Annotated in this window: 15 protein-coding genes; 11 read left to right on the top strand and 4 right to left on the bottom strand. The window is 69.8% G+C overall.

Annotated elements, in window-relative coordinates; translation table 11 throughout:
* The 5 genes from VLK61_RS29725 to VLK61_RS29745 all read left to right on the top strand — a co-directional run.
* A partial coding sequence (locus VLK61_RS29725; protein ID WP_325426925.1) for an efflux RND transporter permease subunit occupies positions 1-2,046 on the top strand: 2,046 nt, incomplete at its 5' end.
* A gap of 14 nt (positions 2,047-2,060) precedes the next feature.
* On the top strand, positions 2,061-3,182 hold the full coding sequence (locus VLK61_RS29730) for an ABC transporter substrate-binding protein (RefSeq protein ID WP_325426926.1): 1,122 nt from the start codon (positions 2,061-2,063) through the stop codon (positions 3,180-3,182).
* A gap of 72 nt (positions 3,183-3,254) precedes the next feature.
* Positions 3,255-4,214 (top strand): alpha/beta hydrolase, encoded by a 960-nt coding sequence (locus VLK61_RS29735; protein ID WP_325426927.1) that lies wholly within the window; start codon positions 3,255-3,257, stop codon positions 4,212-4,214.
* 77 nt (positions 4,215-4,291) lie between these two features.
* Positions 4,292-5,446, top strand: coding sequence for an ABC transporter substrate-binding protein (locus tag VLK61_RS29740; protein ID WP_325426929.1), 1,155 nt, complete (start codon positions 4,292-4,294; stop codon positions 5,444-5,446).
* Positions 5,447-5,581: 135 nt separating this feature from the next.
* Complete coding sequence (locus VLK61_RS29745) at positions 5,582-5,902, top strand: cupin domain-containing protein (protein ID WP_325426956.1); 321 nt, start codon at positions 5,582-5,584, stop codon at positions 5,900-5,902.
* An 81-nt stretch (positions 5,903-5,983) separates the two neighbouring features.
* On the opposite strand, the gene VLK61_RS29750 is transcribed toward VLK61_RS29745, so the two are convergent.
* Complete coding sequence (locus tag VLK61_RS29750; RefSeq protein WP_325426931.1) at positions 5,984-11,131, bottom strand: CHASE domain-containing protein; 5,148 nt, start codon at positions 11,129-11,131, stop codon at positions 5,984-5,986.
* Positions 11,132-11,315: 184 nt separating this feature from the next.
* On the bottom strand, positions 11,316-11,942 hold the full coding sequence (locus tag VLK61_RS29755) for a TetR/AcrR family transcriptional regulator (RefSeq protein ID WP_325426933.1): 627 nt from the start codon (positions 11,940-11,942) through the stop codon (positions 11,316-11,318).
* A gap of 231 nt (positions 11,943-12,173) precedes the next feature.
* Here VLK61_RS29755 and VLK61_RS29760 point away from each other — a divergent pair, with 231 nt between their 5' ends.
* Positions 12,174-13,385: an aromatic ring-hydroxylating oxygenase subunit alpha gene (locus VLK61_RS29760; protein ID WP_325426935.1), complete on the top strand. Its 1,212-nt coding sequence runs from the start codon at positions 12,174-12,176 to the stop codon at positions 13,383-13,385.
* A gap of 12 nt (positions 13,386-13,397) precedes the next feature.
* Here VLK61_RS29760 and VLK61_RS29765 read toward each other — a convergent pair whose 3' ends face one another.
* Positions 13,398-13,868 (bottom strand): group I truncated hemoglobin, encoded by a 471-nt coding sequence (locus tag VLK61_RS29765; RefSeq protein WP_325426937.1) that lies wholly within the window; start codon positions 13,866-13,868, stop codon positions 13,398-13,400.
* Positions 13,869-13,916: 48 nt separating this feature from the next.
* Positions 13,917-14,495 carry a 2'-5' RNA ligase family protein gene (locus VLK61_RS29770; RefSeq protein ID WP_325426938.1) on the bottom strand — a complete coding sequence of 193 codons (579 nt, stop codon included), beginning with the start codon at positions 14,493-14,495 and terminating at the stop codon, positions 13,917-13,919.
* A 234-nt stretch (positions 14,496-14,729) separates the two neighbouring features.
* Between VLK61_RS29770 and VLK61_RS29775 the strand changes: the two genes are divergently transcribed.
* The 5 genes from VLK61_RS29775 to VLK61_RS29795 all read left to right on the top strand — a co-directional run bounded on the left by VLK61_RS29775 (position 14,730) and on the right by VLK61_RS29795 (position 21,420).
* Positions 14,730-16,445, top strand: coding sequence for a M14 family metallopeptidase (locus VLK61_RS29775; protein WP_325426939.1), 1,716 nt, complete (start codon positions 14,730-14,732; stop codon positions 16,443-16,445).
* 219 nt (positions 16,446-16,664) lie between these two features.
* A complete protein-coding gene (locus VLK61_RS29780; RefSeq protein ID WP_325426940.1) occupies positions 16,665-17,627 on the top strand; it encodes a sugar phosphate isomerase/epimerase family protein in 963 nt (320 codons plus the stop codon).
* A 148-nt stretch (positions 17,628-17,775) separates the two neighbouring features.
* Positions 17,776-18,945, top strand: a complete 1,170-nt coding sequence (locus VLK61_RS29785; protein WP_325426957.1) for an ROK family protein — start codon at positions 17,776-17,778, stop codon at positions 18,943-18,945.
* The gene (locus tag VLK61_RS29790) at positions 18,942-20,432 is read left to right on the top strand and encodes a sugar ABC transporter ATP-binding protein (protein WP_325426941.1); all 1,491 of its coding nucleotides are present in this window, start codon (positions 18,942-18,944) and stop codon (positions 20,430-20,432) included. The genes VLK61_RS29785 and VLK61_RS29790 overlap by 4 nt, the downstream gene beginning before the upstream one ends.
* Positions 20,413-21,420: an ABC transporter permease gene (locus VLK61_RS29795; protein ID WP_325426942.1), complete on the top strand. Its 1,008-nt coding sequence runs from the start codon at positions 20,413-20,415 to the stop codon at positions 21,418-21,420. The genes VLK61_RS29790 and VLK61_RS29795 overlap by 20 nt, the downstream gene beginning before the upstream one ends.
* Positions 21,421-21,468: the final 48 nt, after the last annotated feature.

Genomic DNA, 21,468 nt, shown 5'->3' on the forward strand with positions numbered 1-21,468 from the left:
ACGCGCTGGGTCGCGGTGACCGAAGAAGGCCTGGACGGCAACACGGTGATGGGCGACAGCTACGACGGCTCGCCCGCGAGCCTGGCGGAGGTGCGCGCGAATGTCGAACGTTCGGGTGAGATCGGCCAGCTGGTGGCGGGCAACTTCAAGTCCAGCGTCATCTTCGTGCCGCTGCTGGACAAGCACCCCAAGACCGGCGAGGCACTGGACTATGGCGACCTGTCGCGCAAGATCGAGGCGCTGCGCACCAAGTATCAAACGGACAGCATCCGCATCCACGTGACCGGTTTTGCCAAGGTGGTCGGCGACCTGATCGAGGGCCTGCAGCAGGTGCTGATGTTCTTCGGTCTGGCGCTGGTGATCTGCGCCGCGGTGCTGTTCGGCTACACCCGCTGCTCGCGCAGCACGGCGCTGGTGGTGGCCTGCTCGGTGATCGCGGTGGTGTGGCAGTTCGGCCTGCTGGCGCTGCTGCACTACGAGCTGGACCCGTACTCGGTGCTGGTGCCGTTTCTGGTGTTCGCCATCGGCATGAGCCATGGCGCGCAGAAGATGAACGGCATCATGCAGGACATCGGCCGCGGCACCCACCGCGTCGTGGCCGCGCGCTACACGTTCAGGCGCCTCTTCGTCGCAGGCCTGACCGCGCTGCTGTGCGACGCGGTCGGCTTCGCGGTGCTGGCCCTGATCAAGATCCAGGTCATCCAGGACCTGGCCGTGGTCGCCAGCATCGGCGTGGCGGTGCTGATCTTCACCAACCTCGTGCTGCTGCCCATCCTGCTGTCCTATGTCGGCGTCAGCCCGGCGGCGGCCGAGCGCAGCCTGCGGCTGGAGTCGGCGGACGCCAGCGCTGATGGCAGCACGGAAGGCAGCACTGCGAGCCGTTCCTGGCTGTGGGCGCAACTCGACCGCTTCACGCAACGCGGCCCGGCGCTGCTGGCGATCGGCGTCAGCGTGCTGCTGGCGGCAGGCGGCTACGCCATCAGCCTGCGGCTGAACATCGGCGACCTCGACCCCGGCGCGCCCGAGCTGCGGGCCGACTCGCGCTACAACCGCGACGCCCAGTTCGTGGCGCGCAACTACGCGGCCAGCAGCGACATCCTGGTGGTGATGGTGGCCACGCCCGAAGACCAGTGCACCCGCTACGGCACGCTGGCCAAGGTCGACCGCCTGGCCTGGCGCCTGGAGCAGTTGCCCGGCGTCGAATCGACCAACTCGATGGCCGCGCTGTCGAAGCTGGCGATGGTCGGCTACAACGAAGGCAACCTGAAGTGGTTCGAGCTGATTCCCAACGCCAGCGCGCTGGGCGGTGTGCAGACCCGCGCGCCGCGCGAGCTGTTCAACCAGGGCTGCTCCTTCCTGTCGCTGTATGTCTACCTGAAGGATCACAAGGCCGAGACGCTGACGCGCGTGGTCGATGAGGCCGAACGCTTCATCGCCGCCAACGCCACGCCCGAAGAGCGCTTCATGCTCGCCGCCGGTTCGGCCGGCATCGACGCCGCCACCAACATCGTCGTCAAGCGGGCGATGAACGAGATGCTGCTGTGGGTCTACGGCGCTGTCGTGCTGCTGTGCTGGGTGACCTTCCGCTCGTGGCGCGCGGTGGTCTGCGCCGTGCTGCCGCTGGTGTTGACATCGATCCTGTGCGAGGCGCTGATGGTGGGCCTGGGCATGGGCGTCAAGGTCGCCACGCTGCCGGTGATCGCGCTGGGCGTGGGCATCGGCGTCGACTATGCGCTCTATGTGCTGTCGGTGATGCTGGCCCGGCTGCGCGCCGGCGACAGCCTGTCTGCCGCCTACCACCACGCGCTGCAGTTCACCGGGCGCGTGGTGATGCTGACCGGCATCACGCTGGCGCTGGCGGTGGGCACCTGGGCCTTCTCGCCCATCAAGTTCCAGGCCGACATGGGCATCCTGCTGGCCTTCATGTTCGTCTGGAACATGGTTGGCGCGCTGGTGCTGCTGCCGGCGCTGGCGCACTTCCTGTTGCGGCCGGCGGCCGCAGCACGCCGTGAGGCGGTGCCGGTTGTGGCGCGCCGGACGGCCTGAATCAGCGTCGCACAATGGCCGCTCATCCCATGCGTTGGTTCCTGGCTGGCTTGCTGTGCCTGGGTGCCGGCACGGTGGCGCAGGCGGCACCCGAGCCCATCGTCATCGGCCAGTCGCTGCCTTTGACCGGCGCGGGCTTCCCGGTGGCCAACCGGGTGCTGGCCGGCGCCAAGGCGCATGTCGAGCGGCTCAACGCCGCGAGCGGCATTCAGGGGCGGCCGATCGAGCTGGTCACGCTGGACGATGGCGGCGACCCGCAGCGCCATGCCGCGAACCTGCGCACGCTGGTGCGCAGCCACCATGCGCTGGCCATCGTCAATTGCCTGGGCGAGCGGGCCTGCCTGGCGGCGGCCGAGGCCACACAGGAACTGCAGGTGCCGCTGCTGGGCCCGATGTCGGGTGCCCTGGCGCTGCGTGCGCGCGGTATCCAGCATGTCTTCAGCCTGCGGCCCGACGACGGCCGCGAGGCCGATGCACTGGCCCGGCAGCTGCAGGCGATCGGCATCAGCCGCGTGGCGCTGCTCGCCGACGGTGCCGCGCCGGCGCGCACCGAGGCGCTGGCGGCCGCCCTGCAGCGCGCCGGCCTGCAGATCACGCGCCTGCTGACCGACGAGCGCCCCGAGGCGATGGAAACCGCTTTTCGCACGCTGGCCACAGGCGCGCCGCAGGCCCTGGTGCTGAACCTCGGCCATGGCGCGCTGGCGGCGCTGGACCGCTTGCCCGCCAGCCTGCGCAACACGGCGCCGGCCACCATCGCCACGCTGTCCACCGGGGGCCTGACCCAGCTCACCCGCGTCTTTCGCGAACGCATGATCGGCTACACCAGCGTCGTGCCCAATCCCGAAGTGGCCGCGCTGCCCATCGTGCGCGACCTGCAGCGCGATGCCGACGAGTTCATCGGCCCCGAGGCGCTGAGCTTCGAAGGCCTGGAGGCCTATCTGCACATGCGTCTGCTCAGCGCCGCGCTGCGGCGTGCCGGCAAGCACCTGGACGCGCGGAGCCTCAGCGAGGCCATCGAGGGCCTGGGCACGCTGGACATCGGCGGCTTCCGGCTCAGCTTCGGCCGCGAGCGCCATCACGGCTCGGACTTCGTCGAGATCGGCGTGCGCGCTCGCGACGGCCGTCTGCTGCGCTGAGCCAGCTTCACCCAAACCCGCGGCCATTGCAGTGGACGCGCTGATGTAACGTTATCAACCACAAGGAACCCCATGAGCTTTCCACGAGAAAATACAGCTTTCGGCACGGCGCCGCTTGAACCGGCGATTGGCGGCTTCCTGGTCCAGGCCGCCGGCCAACCGCCGCTGGAGAGCCTGCCGCTGGATGTCGCGCGGCAGTCCTACCGTGAACTGGCCGGCGCGCTGGGCCTGCAGCCGCCCCAGGCGCTGGTGCGCGACCTGGCGATCGCCGGTCCCGGCGGCGCACTGCCGCTGCGCTGCTACACGCCGATGGGCAGCACCGGGCCGCTGCCGGTGCTGGTCTTCCTGCACGGGGGCGGTTGGGTCATCGGCGACCTGGAAACCCACGATGCGGTGTGCCGCACGCTGTGCCAGGAGGCCGGCCTGCTGGTGGTGGCGGTGGACTACCGCCGTGCGCCCGAGCACTGCTTTCCGGCGGCGCCCGACGACGCGGAAGCCGCGCTGCGCTGGGTCGCTGCGCATGCCGCCGAGCTCGGCGGTGATCCGGCACGGCTGGCGCTGGCCGGCGACAGTGCCGGCGCGCAACTGGCGGCGGTGGCCGCGCAGCGCGTGGCGCCCGGCATCCCGCTGCGCGGCCTGGGCCTGATCTACCCGGCGGCGCAGCACTATTCGGAGGGCAGCCCCTCGTATGCCGAGAACGGCGAAGGCAAGTTCCTCACCAGCTCGGTGATGCGCTGGTTCATGGATGCCTATCTCGGCAAAGACGCGGCCTTGTACCAGCACCCCGAGGTGGCCCTGCTGCGCTCGCAGCGGCTGAACACGCTGCCGCCGACCTGGATCGCCACCGCGGGCCACGACCCGCTGCGCGACGAGGGCCTGGCGCTGGCGCGGGCGCTGGCGGCGGCCGGCGTGCCGCTGACCCAGGTGCACGAAGCGTCCGCCATCCATGCCTGTATCCATTTCACCGCGCTGTCGCCTGCCGGCGGGCGTCTGCTGGCCGGCCTGGCGTCCTGGCTGCGCGAGACGGTCTGAGCGCAGCGCCGTCGCGACGGCGCGCACGGCAGTCCGTCTGCCCGTGCTCGTCCTTTGACTTCCCTTCAGGAGTTCCCGTGAAACGAAACTTGTCTTCCATCGTGCTGGCGCTCGGCCTGCTGCAGGCCGGTGCCGCCCACGCCGACATCACCATCGGCACCACCTTGTCGCTGACCGGGCCGTTGTCTTCGCTGGGTATTCCGGTCAAGGCCTCGTTGGCCTTCTGGCCCGAGCGCATCGCCGGCGAGAAGATCACGCTGGTCCTGCTGGACGACGCATCGGACAGCACGCAGGCCGTCAGCAACGTGCGCCGCTTCGCGCTGGAGAGCAAGGCCGACGTGATCATCGGTTCGTCCGGCGTGCCGGCGGTGCTGGCCGTGGCGCCGGTCGCCGCCGAGTTCAAGACCGTGCAACTGGCGCTGGCTCCGGTGCCACGGCCCGGTGGCGCCGACGACTGGACCTTCACCCTGCCGCAGCCGATCACGTTGATGGCCGACGCGCTGGCCCGCCGCATGGTGGCCGACAAGATCAAGCGCGTCGCCTTCCTCGGCTGGAACGAGGCCTATGGCGAAGCCTGGAACCAGCTGTTCAAGCTGTCGGCGCAGAAGGCCGGCTTGCAGATCGTCGCCACCGAACGCTTCGCGCCGCCGGACACCAACATCACCGCCCAGGTGCTGAAGGTGCAGGCCGCGCAGCCCGACGCGGTGCTGATCGTCGGCGCCGGCACCGGCGCCGCGCTGCCGCAGATCACGCTGCGCGAACGTGGCTACACCGGCCCGATCTACCAGACCCACGGCGCCGGTTCACCGGACCTGGTGCGCGTGGGCGGGCCGAAGATGGACGGCGCGATCCTGCCCGCCGGGCCGATGCTGGTGGCCGAGCAGCTGGCCGATGCCAACCCGATCAAAAAGGTGGCGCTGGCCTATGTGCAGCCCTACGAGCAGAAGCACGGCGCGATGTCGCGCACGCAGTTCGGCGGCCATGCCCACGATGCGCTGCAGATCCTGCAGCGCATCGTGCCGGTGGCCTTGAAGAGAGCCAAGCCCGGCACGCCGGCTTTCCGCCAGGCGCTGCGCGATGCGCTGGAGAGCGAGCGCGAGATCGTGCTGTCGCATGGCATCGTCAACTACACGCCCACCGACCACATCGGCTTCGACGAGCGTGGGTATGTGATGCTGAAGATCGAGAAGGGGCAGTTCAAGCTGCTGGAGACGGGGGCGGCGGGGCGCTGAGGGGCGGGCGATGCTGTGGGGGTGGGCGATCACTCGCAAGAAGCAAGGGCGGCGCACTTCTTGCGTGCCAGAGGCAGCCCCACAACAACAGCACTTTTCATGGCCCCCACACGCATCTTTCACAGCGCGGCATTCATGCAACCCACGGAAGGCCCAGGCGAGCCGATCCGCTCCGTGATCACGCAGTCGGCCGAGGCCGTTGTCGTTGCGTGGCACGTGAATTCGGGGCAGCGCATCACCGCGCACGTCCACCCTCACGGCCAGGATACGTGGACGGTCCTGTCAGGGTCAGGCGAGTACCAGCTCGAGGAAGGCGGAAGGTCGCAATCCATTGCGCCAGGCTGCGTGGTTGTTGCACCCATTGGTTGCGTCCACGGCGTTTTCAATGGCAACAACGAGCCACTGGTTTTCATTTCGGTGGTCTGTCCGGCGGAAGCAGGCTACGAACTCGTGTAGGCGATGGCGTTCGACGCCTGACCCGGCCATGGCATCCATGGTCTTGCGGTCCATCATCACGTCACCGGGAAACCGCCAACGTCATGCGCCAAGCTGCCCGACCAGTGCCTCACAGGCCTGCAGGGCGCCATCGAAGTCCAGCGCCGCAATGGCGTCGCCGAGTGGTGCCAGTTCATCCGGCCAGGAAGTTTCGTGGGCCTGCTGCAAGTCAGCGTAGGCATCGGTGGCCGCCATGTCCGAATCCCTGAGCAGGTAGCTCAAGGCCAGCAGCTCTTGGCGCAGCGCCGCCGCGTCCCGCACGGCCGCTGTGGCTGCGGGCGCGGGATGCAGGCCCTGAAGCTGCGCGACCAGCGCATGGAGTCCGGCTTCGGTGTGCGCGATCGCCGCATGAAGCTGCTCGGCGGACACGGTGTCTGCGCCTGACGCACGATCCGGCCGGGCCCAGGCGATCTCGGCGCGGGCGCTCAGATCGGCCAGGCGCCTGGCGCCCAGCGTCGCAGCCAGGCCCTTCAGCGAATGCATCAGCTGGCCGGCGGCCTTGAACTGGCCCTGGGCCAGCAGCGCATCCATCTCCTGCGCGTGCGCCGGCAGTTCGGCGGCAAAGTTCTTTGCCGCGCGCAGCCACACGTCCAGGCGTTCCCCCAGCCGGGAGACGGCGCCACGCACATCCAGGTCATGGTCGAGCGCGATGCGCATCAAGGCTTCCGGCAGGACGGCCGGTTCACGGGCTGGGTCGTCGGGTGCCGCCGCAGTCGCTGTCCCATTCGCAGTCGCAGTCGCCGGGGTATGCCGGACATGGCGCAGCAGCGTGGTGATCAGCGCGTCCAGGTCGAAGGGTTTGCCGACATGGTCGTTCATGCCGGCGGCCAGGCTGGCATCACGGTCGCTGGCCATCGCGTTGGCGGTCATCGCGATGATCGGCAATGCCGTCATGCCCAGCGTCTGGCGGATTTGCGTGGTGGCCGTGTAGCCGTCCATCAGCGGCATCTGCAAGTCCATCAGCACGGCGTCGAAGGGCGGGGCTGCACGGGCCACGGCGGCAACGCCTTGTTCACCATCGGCCGCCAGCGTGACCGCGGCGCCTTCGGCCGCCAGCAGCTCCTGCGCGATCTGCTGGTTGTTGGCGTTGTCTTCGACCACCAGCACGCGCATGCCGTTCAGGCGCAGGACGGGCCGGTTCACGCGCAGACCCTGCGGTGCGGCGCTTGTGCTGTCGTCGAGCGCGCCGGCGGCTTGGCCCTGTCCGACCGCATCCCGCAGCATCGAGGCGGTGACCGGCTTCACCAGAAAGCCGTCGAGCAGGGCCTGCTCCGCGGCCGGCTGCAGGGCCAGCTTCTCGCGGCCGTGGGCCGTCACCATCAGCAGCAGCGGCGCGTCGTGCCCCAAGCGTTCGCGGATCCGGCGGCTGGCCTGCCAGCCGTCCATGCCGGGCATCTGCCAGTCCATGAACACGGCCTGATAGGGGCTGCCGCTGCGCTGGCGCTGGTCCAGCTGCGCCAGCGCCTCGGCGCCGCCCGCGGCGGCATCGGCGACCCAGCCCAGGGATCGGGCCATGCCCACGATCAGATCCCGCGCGAGCGGGTTGTCGTCGACGATCAGGGCGCGCAGTTCATTCGGTGCGCTTGCTTCTGCCGGCGCCTCGGGCACGACCGGCAGCGTGAGCTGGAAGCCGAAGGTGCTGCCGTGACCGGGTGCGCTGCTGAGGGCTACCCTGCCGCCCATCAGCACGACCAGGCGCTGGCAGATCGACAGACCCAGCCCGGTGCCGCCGAAGCGACGCGTGGTCGAGGCTTCGGCCTGCGAGAAGCCGCTGAAGATGTGCTGCTGCTGCTCGGCCGGGATGCCGATGCCGGTGTCCCGCACCGAGAACGCCAGCGTGACGGCATCCGGATCGCGGGACAGCACCTGCACCTTGAGCACCACTTCGCCCTGGGCGGTGAACTTGATCGCATTGCCGGCCAGGTTGACCAGGATCTGCTGCAGCCGCATGTCGTCGCCCAGCAGCAGCGCCGGCGTGGCCGGGTCGACGTCGAACAGCACCTCCACCGGTTTGGCGCCGAGGTTGGCCGAGAGGATCACCGACAGGTCGCGCAGCACCCGGTCCAGCTGGAACGGTCGCGGGTCCAGCGCCAGCTTGCCGGCCTCGACTTTCGAGAAGTCCAGGATGTCGTTCAGCAGGCCCAGCAGCGCGCGGGCCGCGCGTTCGGCCTTGTCCGCATAGTCCAGCTGCCGCGGCGTCAGGCGGGTGTTGTGCAGCAGCCTGAGCATGCCCAGGATCGCGTTCATCGGCGTGCGGATCTCGTGGCTCATGTTGGCCAGGAACCGGCCCTTGGCCACGCTGGCCTGTTCGGCGCGGTCGCGCGCCAGCATCAGCTCGTGGTTGATCCGGCGCAGGCCTTCCTCGGCATGCTTGATGACGCCAACATCGAGAGTTAGCGCCACGAAACCGTGCACCACACCGTCGCGCGCATCGGGAATCATGTGCGTGAGCCAGAACCTGCGCTCGCCGCTGTCGGACAGCTCTTCGCGCTCGAAGCTGTGCTGCTGGCCCTGCAGCACCATGTCGACCAGCGCTGCCGTCTGCTGCGCCGCTGCGGCGCCCATCACCTCGCGGTCCGGTCGGCCGACGAGTTCGCTGCTCGCGCCGCCGAAGCCTTCGAAGAAGGCCTTGTTGCCGAACTGCAGCCGCCGCTGGTTGTCCCAGTAGGCGATGGTGCCGGGCATGTTGTCGGTGGCCAGCCGCATCAGGTGTTCACTTTCGTGCACCCGGGCCTGCGCGCGCACGCGCTCGCTGATGTCGGTGTAGGTGGTGACGAAGCCGCCGCCGGGCATTGGTGCGCCGCGGATGTCCAGCGAGATGCCGTCGGGGCGGAGGCGCTCGAACTGGTGCGGCACCGGATGCCGGGCCCGCTCGAGCAGGCCGGCGACCAGCAGTTGCACGTCGCCGGGGCCGTATTCGCCCGATTCGGCGTTGTGGCGGATGATGCGTTCGAAGCCGATGTCGGGACCCGCGAAGAGGTGGTCGGGCAGGGCCAGCAGCCGGCGGAAGCTGCTGTTGTGGGCGATCAGGCGCAGGTTGCCGTCGAACACGCTCAGGCCGCAGGGCAGGTTGTCCAGGATGGCCTGCATCAGTGTGACCGTGCGCTGCAGGTCCTGGGCTGCGCGCTTGATCGAGGTGATGTCCATGGTCAGTGCCACGAAGCCGCGCACCTGGCCGTCGCGCACGTCCGGGATCATGTGTGTCAGCTGGTGCACGGCCGCGCCGGCGACGGGGGTCTCGCTGGTTTCGTAGCTTTGCGCCTGCCCGTGCAGCACGCCTTCGACCAGGGTGGCGGAACGGCGCACGCGGTCGGCGCCGAGCACGGCGGCGGCGCTGCGGCCGATCTGCTCGGCCGGCGTGCCGCCGAAGCGGTCGAAGAAGGCCTGGTTGCCGAACTGCAGCTGCAGGCGCGCATCCCAGTACGCGATGCGCCCCGGCATGTGGTCGGTGACCAGGCGCATCAGGTGCTCGTTGTCGCGCAGCCGGGACTCCGCCGCCTTGGCCTGGCTGACATCCATGTGGGTGCCGGCCACCCATTCGGGGCGGCCATCGGCGCTGCGGGTGGAGATGCGGCCGCGGGCCTGCACCCAGACCCAATGGCCGGCCTTGTGGCGCATGCGCAGCTCGACCTCGTACTGGTCCGATTCGCCGGCCAGGTGCGCCGCCAGTCGGGACCGGGCGGGTGCGATGTCGCCGGGGTGCACCAGCGAGGGCCATGTCCGCGGCGTGATGGGCGCCAGCTCTTCCAGCGTATGGCCCAGGATCCCGGCCCAGCGCTCGTTGACGATGTTCTCTTCGGTCTGCGCGTTCCATTCCCAGGTGCCGGCGCCGGTGCCGCTGAGGATGTCGTCCAGGCGCTGGCGCTCGCGCGCCAGATCGGCGGTCATGCGCTCGGCCAGTTTTTGCGCGCGAACGCGGCCGGAGGCCAGCGACCAGACCGCCAGCGCCAGCAACAGGCTCAGCAGCGCGCCGGCCAGGCCGGCGTAGGCGATCGGCCGTCGGTCGACGGTGGATTCGAACGCTGCCGTGGTGCTGGCGCGCAAAGTGAGCAGCCGTCCTCCGATGGCCAGCGTTCGCACGGTGTTGAGCTGGCGCTGCCGGTAGCTGTGATCGCTGACCAGACCGGCCGTTTGGCCCAGGTGGCCGTCGGCGTCGTAGACGACCTGTGCGCTGTCGGTGCCGTCGCCGTTGAAGACCTCGAAGTCCAGTGCCGCGCCCGCCGCGGCGTGCACGCCCGCCAGCAGCTCGTCCGCGAACATCACCGCATAGACCAGGCCGAGCAGCGCCGCGCGGCGTTGCTCGGCGGTCGTCGGGTCGGCGCCCTGGCGGTAGATCGGCACGGCGTAGAGAAAGCCCGGCGCCCGGCGTTCGCCTTCGCCCAGCGTGATCTGCCCGGTCAAGGACGGCTCGGCGCTCTCCACCGCACGTTCGACGGCTTCGCGCCGCATCGCGTCGGCGCCCAGGTCGAGGCCCCAGGCAGCAATGTTCTGCGACAGCGGCTCGATGTACTTGACGACATACAGATCGTCGGCGTTGCCCGTGCTGTGCAGCTGAAACTGCGACGCGTTGTCCGCGCGGGCTGCAGCCAGGAAGCGGTCCAGGTCCGTGCGCATCACGCGCTCGATGAAACCGATGCCGCGAACCCCGGGGAATTCGGCCTGCAGGTCGCGTGACTCGACATAGGCCGTGAACTGCGCGCGGTTCACCGTGCGGTTGGCGGCATACACGCCGCGCGCCCCCTTGAGGCCATACACCGGCAGCTGAAACCGGCGCAGCACTTCGGCTTCGATGCGTTCGACATCCCGATCGAAACGCTGCTGCATGTCCGCGTCGATCTGGCCCTTGACGTAGGCGACGGCGGCGCCGGTCACCACCAGGCCGGCGAGCTGGGCAGCGGCCGTCATGCCGATCGCCCGCCGCAGGCGCTGTTCCGGGCGAAGCGGTGACGGTGGCGGGGCCGCGTCGCTGCGCTGCGGGCGGGCGGCGACGCTCAGCGCACGCATGACGCGCCAGTACACCGTGGGCGCGGCGATCAGGATCATCGCCGCGGCACTGATGCCGACCAGCGGCCACCCGCGCAGCTGCGGCGCCAGCCAGGTCAGCAGGCCCATCACCATGACCTCGGCCAGCGCGACGAGGGCCAGGGTCTCGGTCAGCAGTCGGATCGGCAGGTGACCGGGTGTCGTCATGGTGGCGTGGTGGGGAGGGGCCGGCTTCGCGTCGCCCGCGGGAGGACCGTCAGCCGCGCGCGGCTCAGCCGGGTCCGTCCTGAAATTGTCCGATCGTCGCCACCACCGCGATCCGCCGAACTGCCGGGCAGGCGGCGTTCAGTTTTGCCGATTCAAATGCCGGATGAACCGGCTTTGGCGGTGCTCAGCCTGCCTCGGCCGCCCGGAAGTAGGCGCCGACGGCCAGGGTCACGTCGGCCAACAGTTCGTCCGCGGGCGGGCAGGTCTCCTGCACCAGCAAGGCCTGCTTGGCCAGCCCATGCAGGATCGTGAAGCCGTTGAACGCCGTGCGCTGCAGGTCCAGTGCCGCGGGCCAATCGGTGGCGGCGCCCAGGGCATCGCGGAACAGCAGCACGAACTCCCGGTAGATCTCGCGGTAGCGCTCGGGCGGCGAGATGCGGCGCTCCAGTTCCAGCAGCGCGCGCCATTCGCCGGCCTGGCCGAGCAGCGCCTGCACATGCGCGGCCGCCAGGGCCTGGACCGTCGCCTGCAGCGTGCGCGGCGCCGGCGTGCGGGCGGCGGCCGCCAGCACCGCCGCCTGCTTGCGCATCCAGCTGCGCACGGTGACCGCGGCAATGGACTCCTTGCCCGGGAAGTACAGGTACAGCGTGCCCAGGCCGACGCCGGCGACGGCGGCGATCTCGCGCATCGACACCTTGTCGTAGCCGCGCTCGACCAGCAGCATCACGAAAGCGTCCTGGATCGCGCCGCTGGTCATCCAGGCGCGCGACTGCAAGGGCTTGCGGCGCGGCTTGACGGTGGGGGTGCTCATGCGTCGGGTGGGGGCGCTCAGGTCGGCTCGGTCGGTTCGGTCGGTGCGGTCGGGTTGCCGCGGCAGGTCAGCGGCGAAGCCGCCGATCTTCGTCGGTCGGCGCGGCCGGCGCAAGGCGGCTGCGCCCGGTGCGGACAGCAAAGCTGAACATGCGCTGCCCTGGGGGCCCCGCCGGCCTGCTGTCGCAAAACCCGAACACCCGGCGAGCCCATCGCGCCTAAGCTGGTGCCCATGACACGACACACCGCCGCACCGCTGCCGGCCACCCTGGCCGGGATGATTCAACGCCTCGATCACTCCCGCTGCAGCGGCACTCGCGAGCTGGGCACCGAGGCCGGCAGCGTCGCCACGCGCCACTACACCGACCCGCTGCATTGGCAGCAGGAGCAGCAGGCCGTGTTCTCGCAGTGGCCGATCGTCGCGGCGCACAGCGCGGAACTGGGACCGCATTCGGCGCTGCCCTTCGATGCGCTGGGCGTGCCCATCGTGCTGACCCGCGACGGTGACGGCCGCGCCCGGGCCTTCTTCAATGTCTGCCGCCACCGCGGCATGGCGCTGGTGGCCCCGGCCGGGGCTGACCCTGCGCAGGCCAGGCCCTGCAAGGCGCTGGTCTGCCCGTACCACGGCTGGACCTACGAGCTGGACGGCCGCCTGCGCCACCGCCTGCATGCCGAGACCTTCGACGGCATCGACGCGGCGACGCTGAGCCTGGTCGAGCTGCCTTGCGACGAGGCAGCCGGCCTGGTCTTCGTCAAGCGCAGCCCCGGTCCGGCGTTTTCGGCGGCGGCGTTCCTGCAAGGGCTGGACAGCCACCTGGACTGGCTGGGCCTGGCCGGCATGCGTGTGTTCCGCAAGATCGACCGGGTTTATGCCGCGAACTGGAAGCTGACCGTGGACGCGTTCCTGGAGGGTTATCACATCCGGGTGCTGCACCGGGACACGATCTACCCCTTCTTCGCCGATGCCTTCATCGTCAACCTGCATGCCGGCCCGCACCAGGATTCGCTGGTCGCCCGGCGCGCCGCGTTCGAGTCCTTCGAGACGCCCGGCGACCGCACGGCGCTGTGCAAGCTGGCCACGCCGACGCAGCTGCTGTTTCCCAATACCTTCCTGATCTGGCACCCCGACTATGTCAGCCTGATCGGCATGTTCTCGCCGGCGGTGGACCAGGTGCGCTGGGTGCACACGATGCTGATCCCGCCCGACCGGTGCGGCGAGGACTGGACGCCGCACTGGGAGAAGACCTTCGGCCTGATCGAGCAGACGGTATTCCAGCAGGAAGACATCGCCACCGCGGTGGCCATCCAGCGCGGCCTGGCCAGCGGCGCCAATGCGCAGTTTCAGCTGGGCCGGCTGGAGCACGAGGTGCTGCGCTTTCATCGCGGCATCGACGCGGCGATCGCCGGCACGCTGCTGCCCGCGGGCGGTGACGCCGTGCGCTGACGGTCCGCGGGTTCAGTGCCCGACGATGGCGCTGCGCATCTGGTACAGCAAGGCCAGGGCCTCGCGCTTTTCCGCCGCCGGCACCTTGAACTTGTCGAGCGACTTGGCGATGTCCTCGACCAGGCTGTCGAACTCGTCGTCGCGAATGTGCATGCCCTCATGCACGTCGGCCATGTTGCGGCCGGTGTAGACGCAGGGCCCGCCGGTGCGGGCGCAGATCAGCTCGGCCAGCTTGTCCTTCAGTTCCCGCCCATCGATGCTGCCGAAGCGGCGCTGGATGCGCGGGTCTGCCGCGATCGTGGCGATCGCGTCGGCCATCAAGGCCTCGATCGCCGGCTTGCCGCCCAGCCGCAGGTACAGGCTGGGTTCGGGCGCGGGCTGCAAGGCGCAGCCGGCGCCGAGCAGGCCAGCCAGGACGGCGGACAGCCAGGCCCGGGGCGGAAAGCGGTACTTCGGCATCTCGTGACGCTCGCGCGGGTTCAACAGCGTGAAGCCTACCGTCGTACCGGCCGTCGTGCTTCGCGGCCTCGCTCAGGCTCGCGCGGCCGGCCAGGTGCGCAGCAGCCGGTAGCGCTGCGCCCCGCCACCCGACGCGCAGGCCAGTGCCAGGCCGGTGGCCTGCCACGACACCGGCGTGGGCACGGCCGGCACAATCGCGCCCCGGGCGCTGCGGGCCAGGCTCACATGTGGTCGCCAGCGCCGCGCATCGACCGGCAGGCCAGTGCCGGCGAGCGCGCGGCCGACCGCGTCGTGCAGCGCGCCCATCTCCGGCGAGGCGACACCGGTGAGCACCGCGGTCTCGTTGTTCCACAGCGCGGGGGCATCGATCGCCACCTGCAGCGGGCGCATCGTGACCCCGGACAACGCAGCGCTCAGCGCATCAGGCTGCGCCACCGCCAGGTCGCCGATGAAGTGCAAGGTCATGTGCAGGTCCGGGCCACTCAGCGGCCGCACCGCGGCCGGCCAGCGCCACAGCGCCCGCGCCGCCTCGAGCGCCGGCCAGGCGCTGGTCGGCAGCATCAGCGCGATGAAGCATCGCCGGTGCGGCGGTGGCGCTGCGGTGTCCATGCGGCGCAGCGTAGCGCAGGCGGCGCCTGCACACGTGTCCATCGGCGCACGCCGCGATTCAGACGCCATGGGGCGTCAGCACCGGCAGCACCGGCAGCACGAAGCTGCCGAAGCGGCCGGTGAGCGCGCTGCTCAAGGCGCCGCAGTCGAACAGGTCCCATTCATCGCCCGGCTGCGACGTGACGCTTGTCGGCGACCGAGCCGGCGCTCGGATCGCTGCCCAGGTCCGGATCAGGCAACATCGACCCCCTGCCGACTTCGCCCGCCAGGAGGCCCATGTTCCGCCAGAAATACCTCGACCATGCCGAACTCCTCGAGCAGCTCGGCCGATGGGCCGCGCAGCACCCGGAGATCGCCCGGCTCGGCAGCATCGGCCGCAGCGCCGCGGGACGCGACATCCCGCTGCTCACCATCGGCCGCAACCCAGATCAGCAGCGGCCGGCCGTGTGGATCGACGGCAACATGCACGCCAGCGAGGTCTGCGGGTCCAGCGTGGCGCTGGCCATCGCCGAGGACATCCTGGCCATCCACCAGGGCGCCGACGAAGCCGGCGGCAAGCCCTTGCCCGCGCACATGGCGCAGGCCCTCCGCGAGACGCTGTTCTACGTCGTGCCGCGCATCTCGCCCGATGGCGCCGAGGAGGTGCTCACCCGCGGCCGCTATGTGCGATCGAGCCCGGTGGACGACCGCGTCAACACCGGCCATGCGCGCTGGGAGGCCGGCGACATCGACGGCGACGGCTTCGCCGGCTACATGCGCCAGCAGGATCCCGACGGCGAACTGGTCGAGCTGCGCGGCGACGACGGTGAAGTGCTGGCGCCGGCGGTGATGGTGGCGCGCCTGCCCGAGGATCCGGGGCCGTACTTCCGGCTCTACCCCGAGGGGCGCATCGCCAATTTCGACGGCCGCACCATTCCGGCGCCGTACTACCTGTCGGACAACCTCTACGACTTCAACCGTAACTTTCCGTACGCCTGGGCCCCCGAGCCGCAGCAAGAAGGCGCCGGCCACTACCCCGGCAGTGCGCCGGAGACCCGCGCGGTGCTGGACTTCGCGACGCGCCATCCAAACATCATGGTCTGGCTGAACCTGCACACCTTCGGCGGCGTGCTGATCCGACCGCTGGGCGACAAGCCGGATGCCAAGATGAACCCGGGCGACCTGGGCATCTTCGAGCAGGTCGAGGCCTGGATGACCGAGCACACCGGCTACGCCACGGTGAGCGGTTATCACGAGTTCCTGTACGAACCCGAGAAGCCGCTGCACGGCGACCTCTCCGACTACGCCTACCACCAGCGCGGCGCGCTGGCCTACGTGGTGGAGCTGTGGGACCTGTTCCAGCAGCTCGGCATCGAGCGCAAGAAACCCTTCGTCGACCATTACATGAAGTTCACGCGCAAGGACATGCGCGCGTTGGCCGAGTTCGACCGCGAACACAACGCCGGCCGCGTCTTCGGCAGCTGGAAGAAAGTGAACCATCCGCAGCTGGGCGAGGTGGAGCTGAACGGCTTCGATCCGCGCGTGGGCATCTGGAACCCGCCCTACGAGCGCCTGGACGCCACCTGCCGCGCACAGAGCGCCGCGTTCCTGCGCGTGGCGGCGCTGGTGCCGAATGTCAGCGTCAGCGTCGTCAAGCAGGAGCGGGTTGAAGGCCATACGCGCATCGACATCCGAATTGCCAATCATGGCTACCTGGGTACCTGCGGCTTGCCATCGGCGAAGACGCTGCCGCATGTGGAGCCGCTGCGGCTGACGGCGCGCGGCGAGGGTGGCGTGACGCTGCTGGCACCGGCCGAGGCGGTGGTCGAGGTCGGGCATCTCGACGGCTGGGGTGGCGGGCTCTACGGTGGGCCTAGCGTCTTTTCGCCCTGGACACGGGGGAATGGGCATGAGCGGTTCGTGACGCTGGTGGCCGCGGGCACGGGGACGGTGCGGGTGGAGGTGGGGAGTTGCCGGGTGGGTATGCAGACTTTGAGGGTCGATATCGGCTGAACCGAGGCGGCGTGATGGCCGAGAGCGTAGTGCGCGGTGGGTCGCACCGGTGCCCACCCCTGCACCACCTGGACCTGGAGGACACGCTGCTGTGTGCCCGCGCCTCGGCAGCCTGGGTCGAAGTGGGCCCTTGTTTGGGTCCTCGGCCCCGGGCACGATGCTGCGCCGCACACGCGGCCAGTTTCATCGAATCACGACCTCACGCCAAGGAGATAAAGCATGGATACAGCCCACGAGGACTTCGCCCGTCAGCAGCAGCCGGCCCGGCTCAGCCGCCGGAGCCTTCTGCGCACGGCGGCCGCCACGGCCGCCGCTGTCGGCAGCGCGAGCGCGCTCTCCGCCCCGTCGCCCGCCGCCCCGCAAGCCCCGGCCGGCAGCCCCCAGGGCGGCGGCGGGCACAAGATTCCGCCCGACAGGATCAGCATCCAGCTCTACACGCTGCGCGAGCAGATCGCCGCCGACCTGGAGGGCACGCTGGCCGCGCTGCGCGAGATCGGCTACACCCGGGTCGAACATGCCGGGTTTGCCGGCCGCACGGCCGCGAACTTCAAGGCCGTGCTGAACGCCAACGCCATCGTCGCGACCTCGGGCCATGTGCTGATCCCGCAGCCCTTCGACAGCGCGGCCTGGAGCGCCTCGCTCGCCGACGCCCGCACCCTGGGCTCCAGCCACATCGTGCACCCGTATTTCGGCATCAACTTCAGCACCGGCGAGGTGCTGCGGACCACCACACCGTGGCGGGACTTCGCGCGCGACCTGAACCGCGCCGGCCGCATGGCGCGGGACGCCGGCGTGAAGCTCGGCTACCACAACCACAACTGGGAATTCTTCCGGCTGACCGACAACCCGTCGCGCACCGCCTACGACGTGCTCGTCGAGACGATCGACCCTGACCTCGTGCACCTGGAGCTCGACTTGTTCTGGGCCACCCGGGCTGCGCGCGATCCGGTGGATCTCATCCAGCAGAACAAGGGCCGGATCCTGCAGTTCCACGTCAAGGACCTGAACCAGGCCGGCAGCTTCGCCGATCTCGGAAAGGGCCTGATCGACTTCCCGCGGATCTTCGAACAGTCGAAGGCGGCGGGCGTGCTCGAGTACATCGTCGAGCGCGACGATGCCGGCGCCAATGCCCTCGCCACGGCCCGGGCCGGCTACGACTTCCTGGCCTCGATTCGCTTCTAGGTCGCTGCTTCGACCCATTCTGGTCCTGAGTTCGATCTTGTCAGGCCGAAGTCGGCCTCCTACGATCCGCCACAACAACGCCCCGGCTTCGACACAGGGCGGATTCAGGAGACCCATGGTTCGCTGGAAAGAGCTGTCCGCGCGCGAGATGAGCTTGCTCGACCACGTGTTCTGGTCGAGCGGCATCTCGCGCGAAGCCTTGGCCACCGGCGCTTCGGTCTCCAAGAGCCGCGCCAACGCCGCGGTGGCCGGCCTGCTGGAGCAGGGCGTGCTCGAGGCCACCGGCGAGCAGGTCAGCACTGGCGGCCGCCGCGCCGAAACCCTGCGCCTGAGCCGCAGCATCGGCGTGCTGCTCGGCGTGGCCATGGGCGCCACCGGGCTCGAAGTCGGCGTGCTGGCGCCGGGGCTGGAACTGCTGGCGCACCACAGCGAGCCGGCCGATGTGCGCGACGGCCCGGCCCTCGTGCTGTCGCGCGTGCGCACGCTGATGCGCGAGCTGTTGAAGCAATGCGGCGCCAAGGCGCGCGATGTCATCGGCATCGGCATCGGCGTGCCAGGTCCGGTCGACTTCGGCTCGGGCCAGCTCGTCAACCCGCCCTTGATGCCGGAATGGAACGCCTACTCGATCCGCGACGACCTGCGCAGCGAGTACAGCGCCCCGGTGTTCGTCGACAACGATGTCAACGTGATGGCGCTGGGCGAACTGTGGCGCATGCAGCGCGGCCTGCAGAACTTCCTGGTCATCAAGGTCGGCACCGGCATCGGCTGCGGCATCGTCTGCCACGGGCAGGTGTACCGCGGCGCCACCGGCTCGGCCGGCGACGTCGGCCACATCTGCGTCGACCCGGCCGGCCCGCGCTGCCATTGCGGCAACCTCGGCTGCGTCGAAACGATGGCGGCCGGGCCGGCGATCGCACGCGCCGCGACCGAAGCCGCGCAGGCCGGCCAGAGCGTCTTGCTCGCGCAGATGCTGCGCGAACGCGGCGTCTTGAAACTGAACGACGTGGCCCAGGCCAGCCGCGCCGGCGACGTAGCGGCCAATGCGATCGTGCAGCGCTCGGGCGCGCTGATCGGCCAGATGCTGGCCTCGGTGGTGAACTTCTACAACCCCTCGCATGTGTTCATCGGCGGCAGCTTTCAGCGCATCGGGCCGCTGTTCCTCGCGGCCGTGCGGCAAAGCATCTACCAGCGCTCGCTTGCGCTGTCGACGCGCCACATCGAGATCCAGTACACGCCGCTCGGTGAACGCGCCGGCCTGATCGGCGCCGGCGTGCTGGCGATGCAGGAAAGCCTCGAGCTGCGCGAGGGCATGCGATGAGCCTTTCCCTCACCTTCCACGAGGTTCTCAAGTCCTTCGGCCCGGTGCAGGTGCTGCATGGCGTGAGCTTCGCGCTGGCGCCGGGCCGCGTCTATGGCCTGCTCGGCGAGAACGGCGCCGGCAAGTCCACGCTGATGAAGATCGCCTCCGGCTACGAAGCACCCAGTGGCGGCGAGTTGCGCATCGACGGGCGGCCCGTGCACTTCACCGGCTCGCGAGCAGCGGAAGCCGAGGGCATCGTGCTGATCCACCAGGAGTTCAACCTCGCCGAGGACCTGAGCATCGCGCAGAACATCTTCCTCGGCCACGAGAAGAAGCGCGGCTGGCTGCTCGACGATGCAGCGATGCGCGCCGGCGCGGCCGAGGTGCTGCGCCAGGTCGGCCTGGCGGTGGACCCCGACACGCGCGTGCGGCAGTTGATCGTCGCCGAGAAGCAGCTCGTCGAGATCGCGAAGGCGCTCGCGCGCCAGGCGCGGCTGCTGATCATGGACGAACCCACCGCCACGCTCACGCCCGGCGAGACCGAGCGCCTGTTCCAGCTGATGGCAAAGCTCAAGGCCGACGGCGTGACCATCATCTACATCTCGCACAAGCTCGACGAGGTCGAGCGCACGACCGACGAGGTGATCGTGATGCGCGACGGCCGCTTCGTCGCACGCGAAGCGACGGCCAAGCTGTCGCGCCAGCAGATGGCCAATCTGATGGTCGGGCGCGAGCTGTCGGACCTGTTCCCGCCGAAAGAGGCACTCGCCGCCGCCGACGCAGCGCCGCTGCTGAGCGTGCAGCGCCTGAGCGTGCCAGGCTGGGCCGAGGACGTGAGCTTCACGGTGCGCCCTGGCGAGATCCTCGGCTTCGCCGGCCTGGTCGGCGCGGGGCGCACCGAGCTGTTCGAAGGTCTGCTGGGCCTGCGGCCGCACAGCGCCGAGCGTGTCGAGATCGGCGGCCGCGCGGTGCGCATCCGCAGCCCGCGTGACGCCGCCGACCACGGCCTGACCTACCTCAGCGAAGACCGCAAGGGCAAGGGCCTGCACGTGGCCTTCGGCATGACCGAGAACCTGACGCTGATGGACCTGGCGCGCTACGCCCGGCCCTGGCTGCGGCGTGGCGACGAACGCGAGGCACTGAAGGCCGCGGTGGCCGAATTCGGCATCCGCGCGGGCTCGCTCTCGCTGCGCGCGTCGTCGCTGTCGGGCGGCAACCAGCAGAAGCTCGCCCTGGCCAAGGTGCTGCACCCCAAGCCGCGCGTCGTCGTGCTCGACGAGCCGACGCGCGGCGTCGATGTCGGCGCCAAGCGCGACATCTATTTCCTGATCCGCAAGCTGGCGGACGCCGGCTGCGGCGTCATCGTCATCTCGTCGGAGCTGATGGAGCTGATCGGCCTGTGCCACCGCGTCGCGGTGATGCGCGGTGGCCGGCTGCAAGCCACGCTGCCCGCCGACCACCTGACCGAAGAGGAGCTGATCGCTCATGCAACAGGCACGCACTGAACCCGGCGCCGCCAGCGCCGGCTGGGCCGGACGATCCTGGAACCGGCTGCACGGTTTCGGCCCGGTGGTGGGGCTGGTGCTGCTGTGCATCGCCGGTGCCCTGCTGAGCAGCGAGTTCGCGACGCTGGACAACGGCATGAACGTGCTGACCCGCACCGCCTTCATCGGCATCATCGCGGTGGGCATGTGCTTCGTCATCATTTCCGGCGGCATCGACCTGTCGGTCGGTTCGATGGCGGCGCTGATCGCCGGCAGCGTGATCCTGCTGATGAACGCGATGGGGGCCCGCGCCTGGCCGCCGATCGCGATCGTCGCACTCGGCATGGGCTTCGCGCTGCTGCTCGGTGCCGCCTTCGGGCTCGCGCATGGCCTGCTGATCACCCGCGGGCGCATCGAGCCCTTCATCGTCACGCTCGGCACGTTGGGCGTCTTTCGCGCCTGCCTGACTTACTTCGCCGACGGCGGCGCGATCACGCTCGACAACGCGCTGGCCGACGTCTACAGCCCCGTCTACTACGCCAGCCTGGCCGGCGTGCCGGTACCGGTCTGGATCTTCCTCGTCGTTGCCGTGGCCGGCGGCGTGATCCTCAACCGCACCGCCTTCGGCCGCTACGTTCAGGCGATAGGCTCCAATGAACAGGTGGCGCGTTACGCGGCGGTGAACGTCGACCGCGTCAAGGTCTGGACCTACGTGCTGCTGGGCGTTTGCGTCGGCATGGCGACCTTGCTGTATGTCCCGCGGCTCGGCTCCGCGTCGCCGACGACCGGGCTGCTGTGGGAGCTGGAAGCCATCGCCGCGGTGATCGTCGGCGGCACGGCGCTGCGCGGCGGCGCCGGCAGCATCGCCGGCACCGTGATCGGCGCGGTGTTGCTCTCCGTCATCAGCAACATCCTGAACCTCACCAACATCATCAGCGTGTACCTCAATGCCGCGGTGCAGGGCATCGTGATCATCGTCGTCGCCTTCACGCAGCGCAGGCGGCCCTGAGTTCATCCGCCCGCCCGGGCCATCAACGACTTCGCCCGGCAGCACCCT

It is taken from the genome of Aquabacterium sp., from assembly GCF_035476535.1.
In the GTDB taxonomy this organism is placed as follows: Bacteria; Pseudomonadota; Gammaproteobacteria; order Burkholderiales; family Burkholderiaceae_C; genus Pseudaquabacterium.

Coding starts and splice junctions, on each gene's coding strand:
- VLK61_RS29735 (WP_325426927.1), top strand. CDS start 3,255: ATGAGCTTTCCACGAGAAAATACAGCTTTCGGCACGGCGCCGCTTGAA.
- VLK61_RS29770 (WP_325426938.1), bottom strand. CDS start 14,495: ATGGACACGTGTGCAGGCGCCGCCTGCGCTACGCTGCGCCGCATGGAC.
- VLK61_RS29730 (WP_325426926.1), top strand. CDS start 2,061: ATGGCCGCTCATCCCATGCGTTGGTTCCTGGCTGGCTTGCTGTGCCTG.
- VLK61_RS29790 (WP_325426941.1), top strand. CDS start 18,942: ATGAGCCTTTCCCTCACCTTCCACGAGGTTCTCAAGTCCTTCGGCCCG.
- VLK61_RS29795 (WP_325426942.1), top strand. CDS start 20,413: ATGCAACAGGCACGCACTGAACCCGGCGCCGCCAGCGCCGGCTGGGCC.
- VLK61_RS29775 (WP_325426939.1), top strand. CDS start 14,730: ATGTTCCGCCAGAAATACCTCGACCATGCCGAACTCCTCGAGCAGCTC.
- VLK61_RS29755 (WP_325426933.1), bottom strand. CDS start 11,942: ATGAGCACCCCCACCGTCAAGCCGCGCCGCAAGCCCTTGCAGTCGCGC.
- VLK61_RS29745 (WP_325426956.1), top strand. CDS start 5,582: ATGCAACCCACGGAAGGCCCAGGCGAGCCGATCCGCTCCGTGATCACG.
- VLK61_RS29785 (WP_325426957.1), top strand. CDS start 17,776: ATGAGCTTGCTCGACCACGTGTTCTGGTCGAGCGGCATCTCGCGCGAA.
- VLK61_RS29780 (WP_325426940.1), top strand. CDS start 16,665: ATGGATACAGCCCACGAGGACTTCGCCCGTCAGCAGCAGCCGGCCCGG.
- VLK61_RS29760 (WP_325426935.1), top strand. CDS start 12,174: ATGACACGACACACCGCCGCACCGCTGCCGGCCACCCTGGCCGGGATG.
- VLK61_RS29750 (WP_325426931.1), bottom strand. CDS start 11,131: ATGACGACACCCGGTCACCTGCCGATCCGACTGCTGACCGAGACCCTG.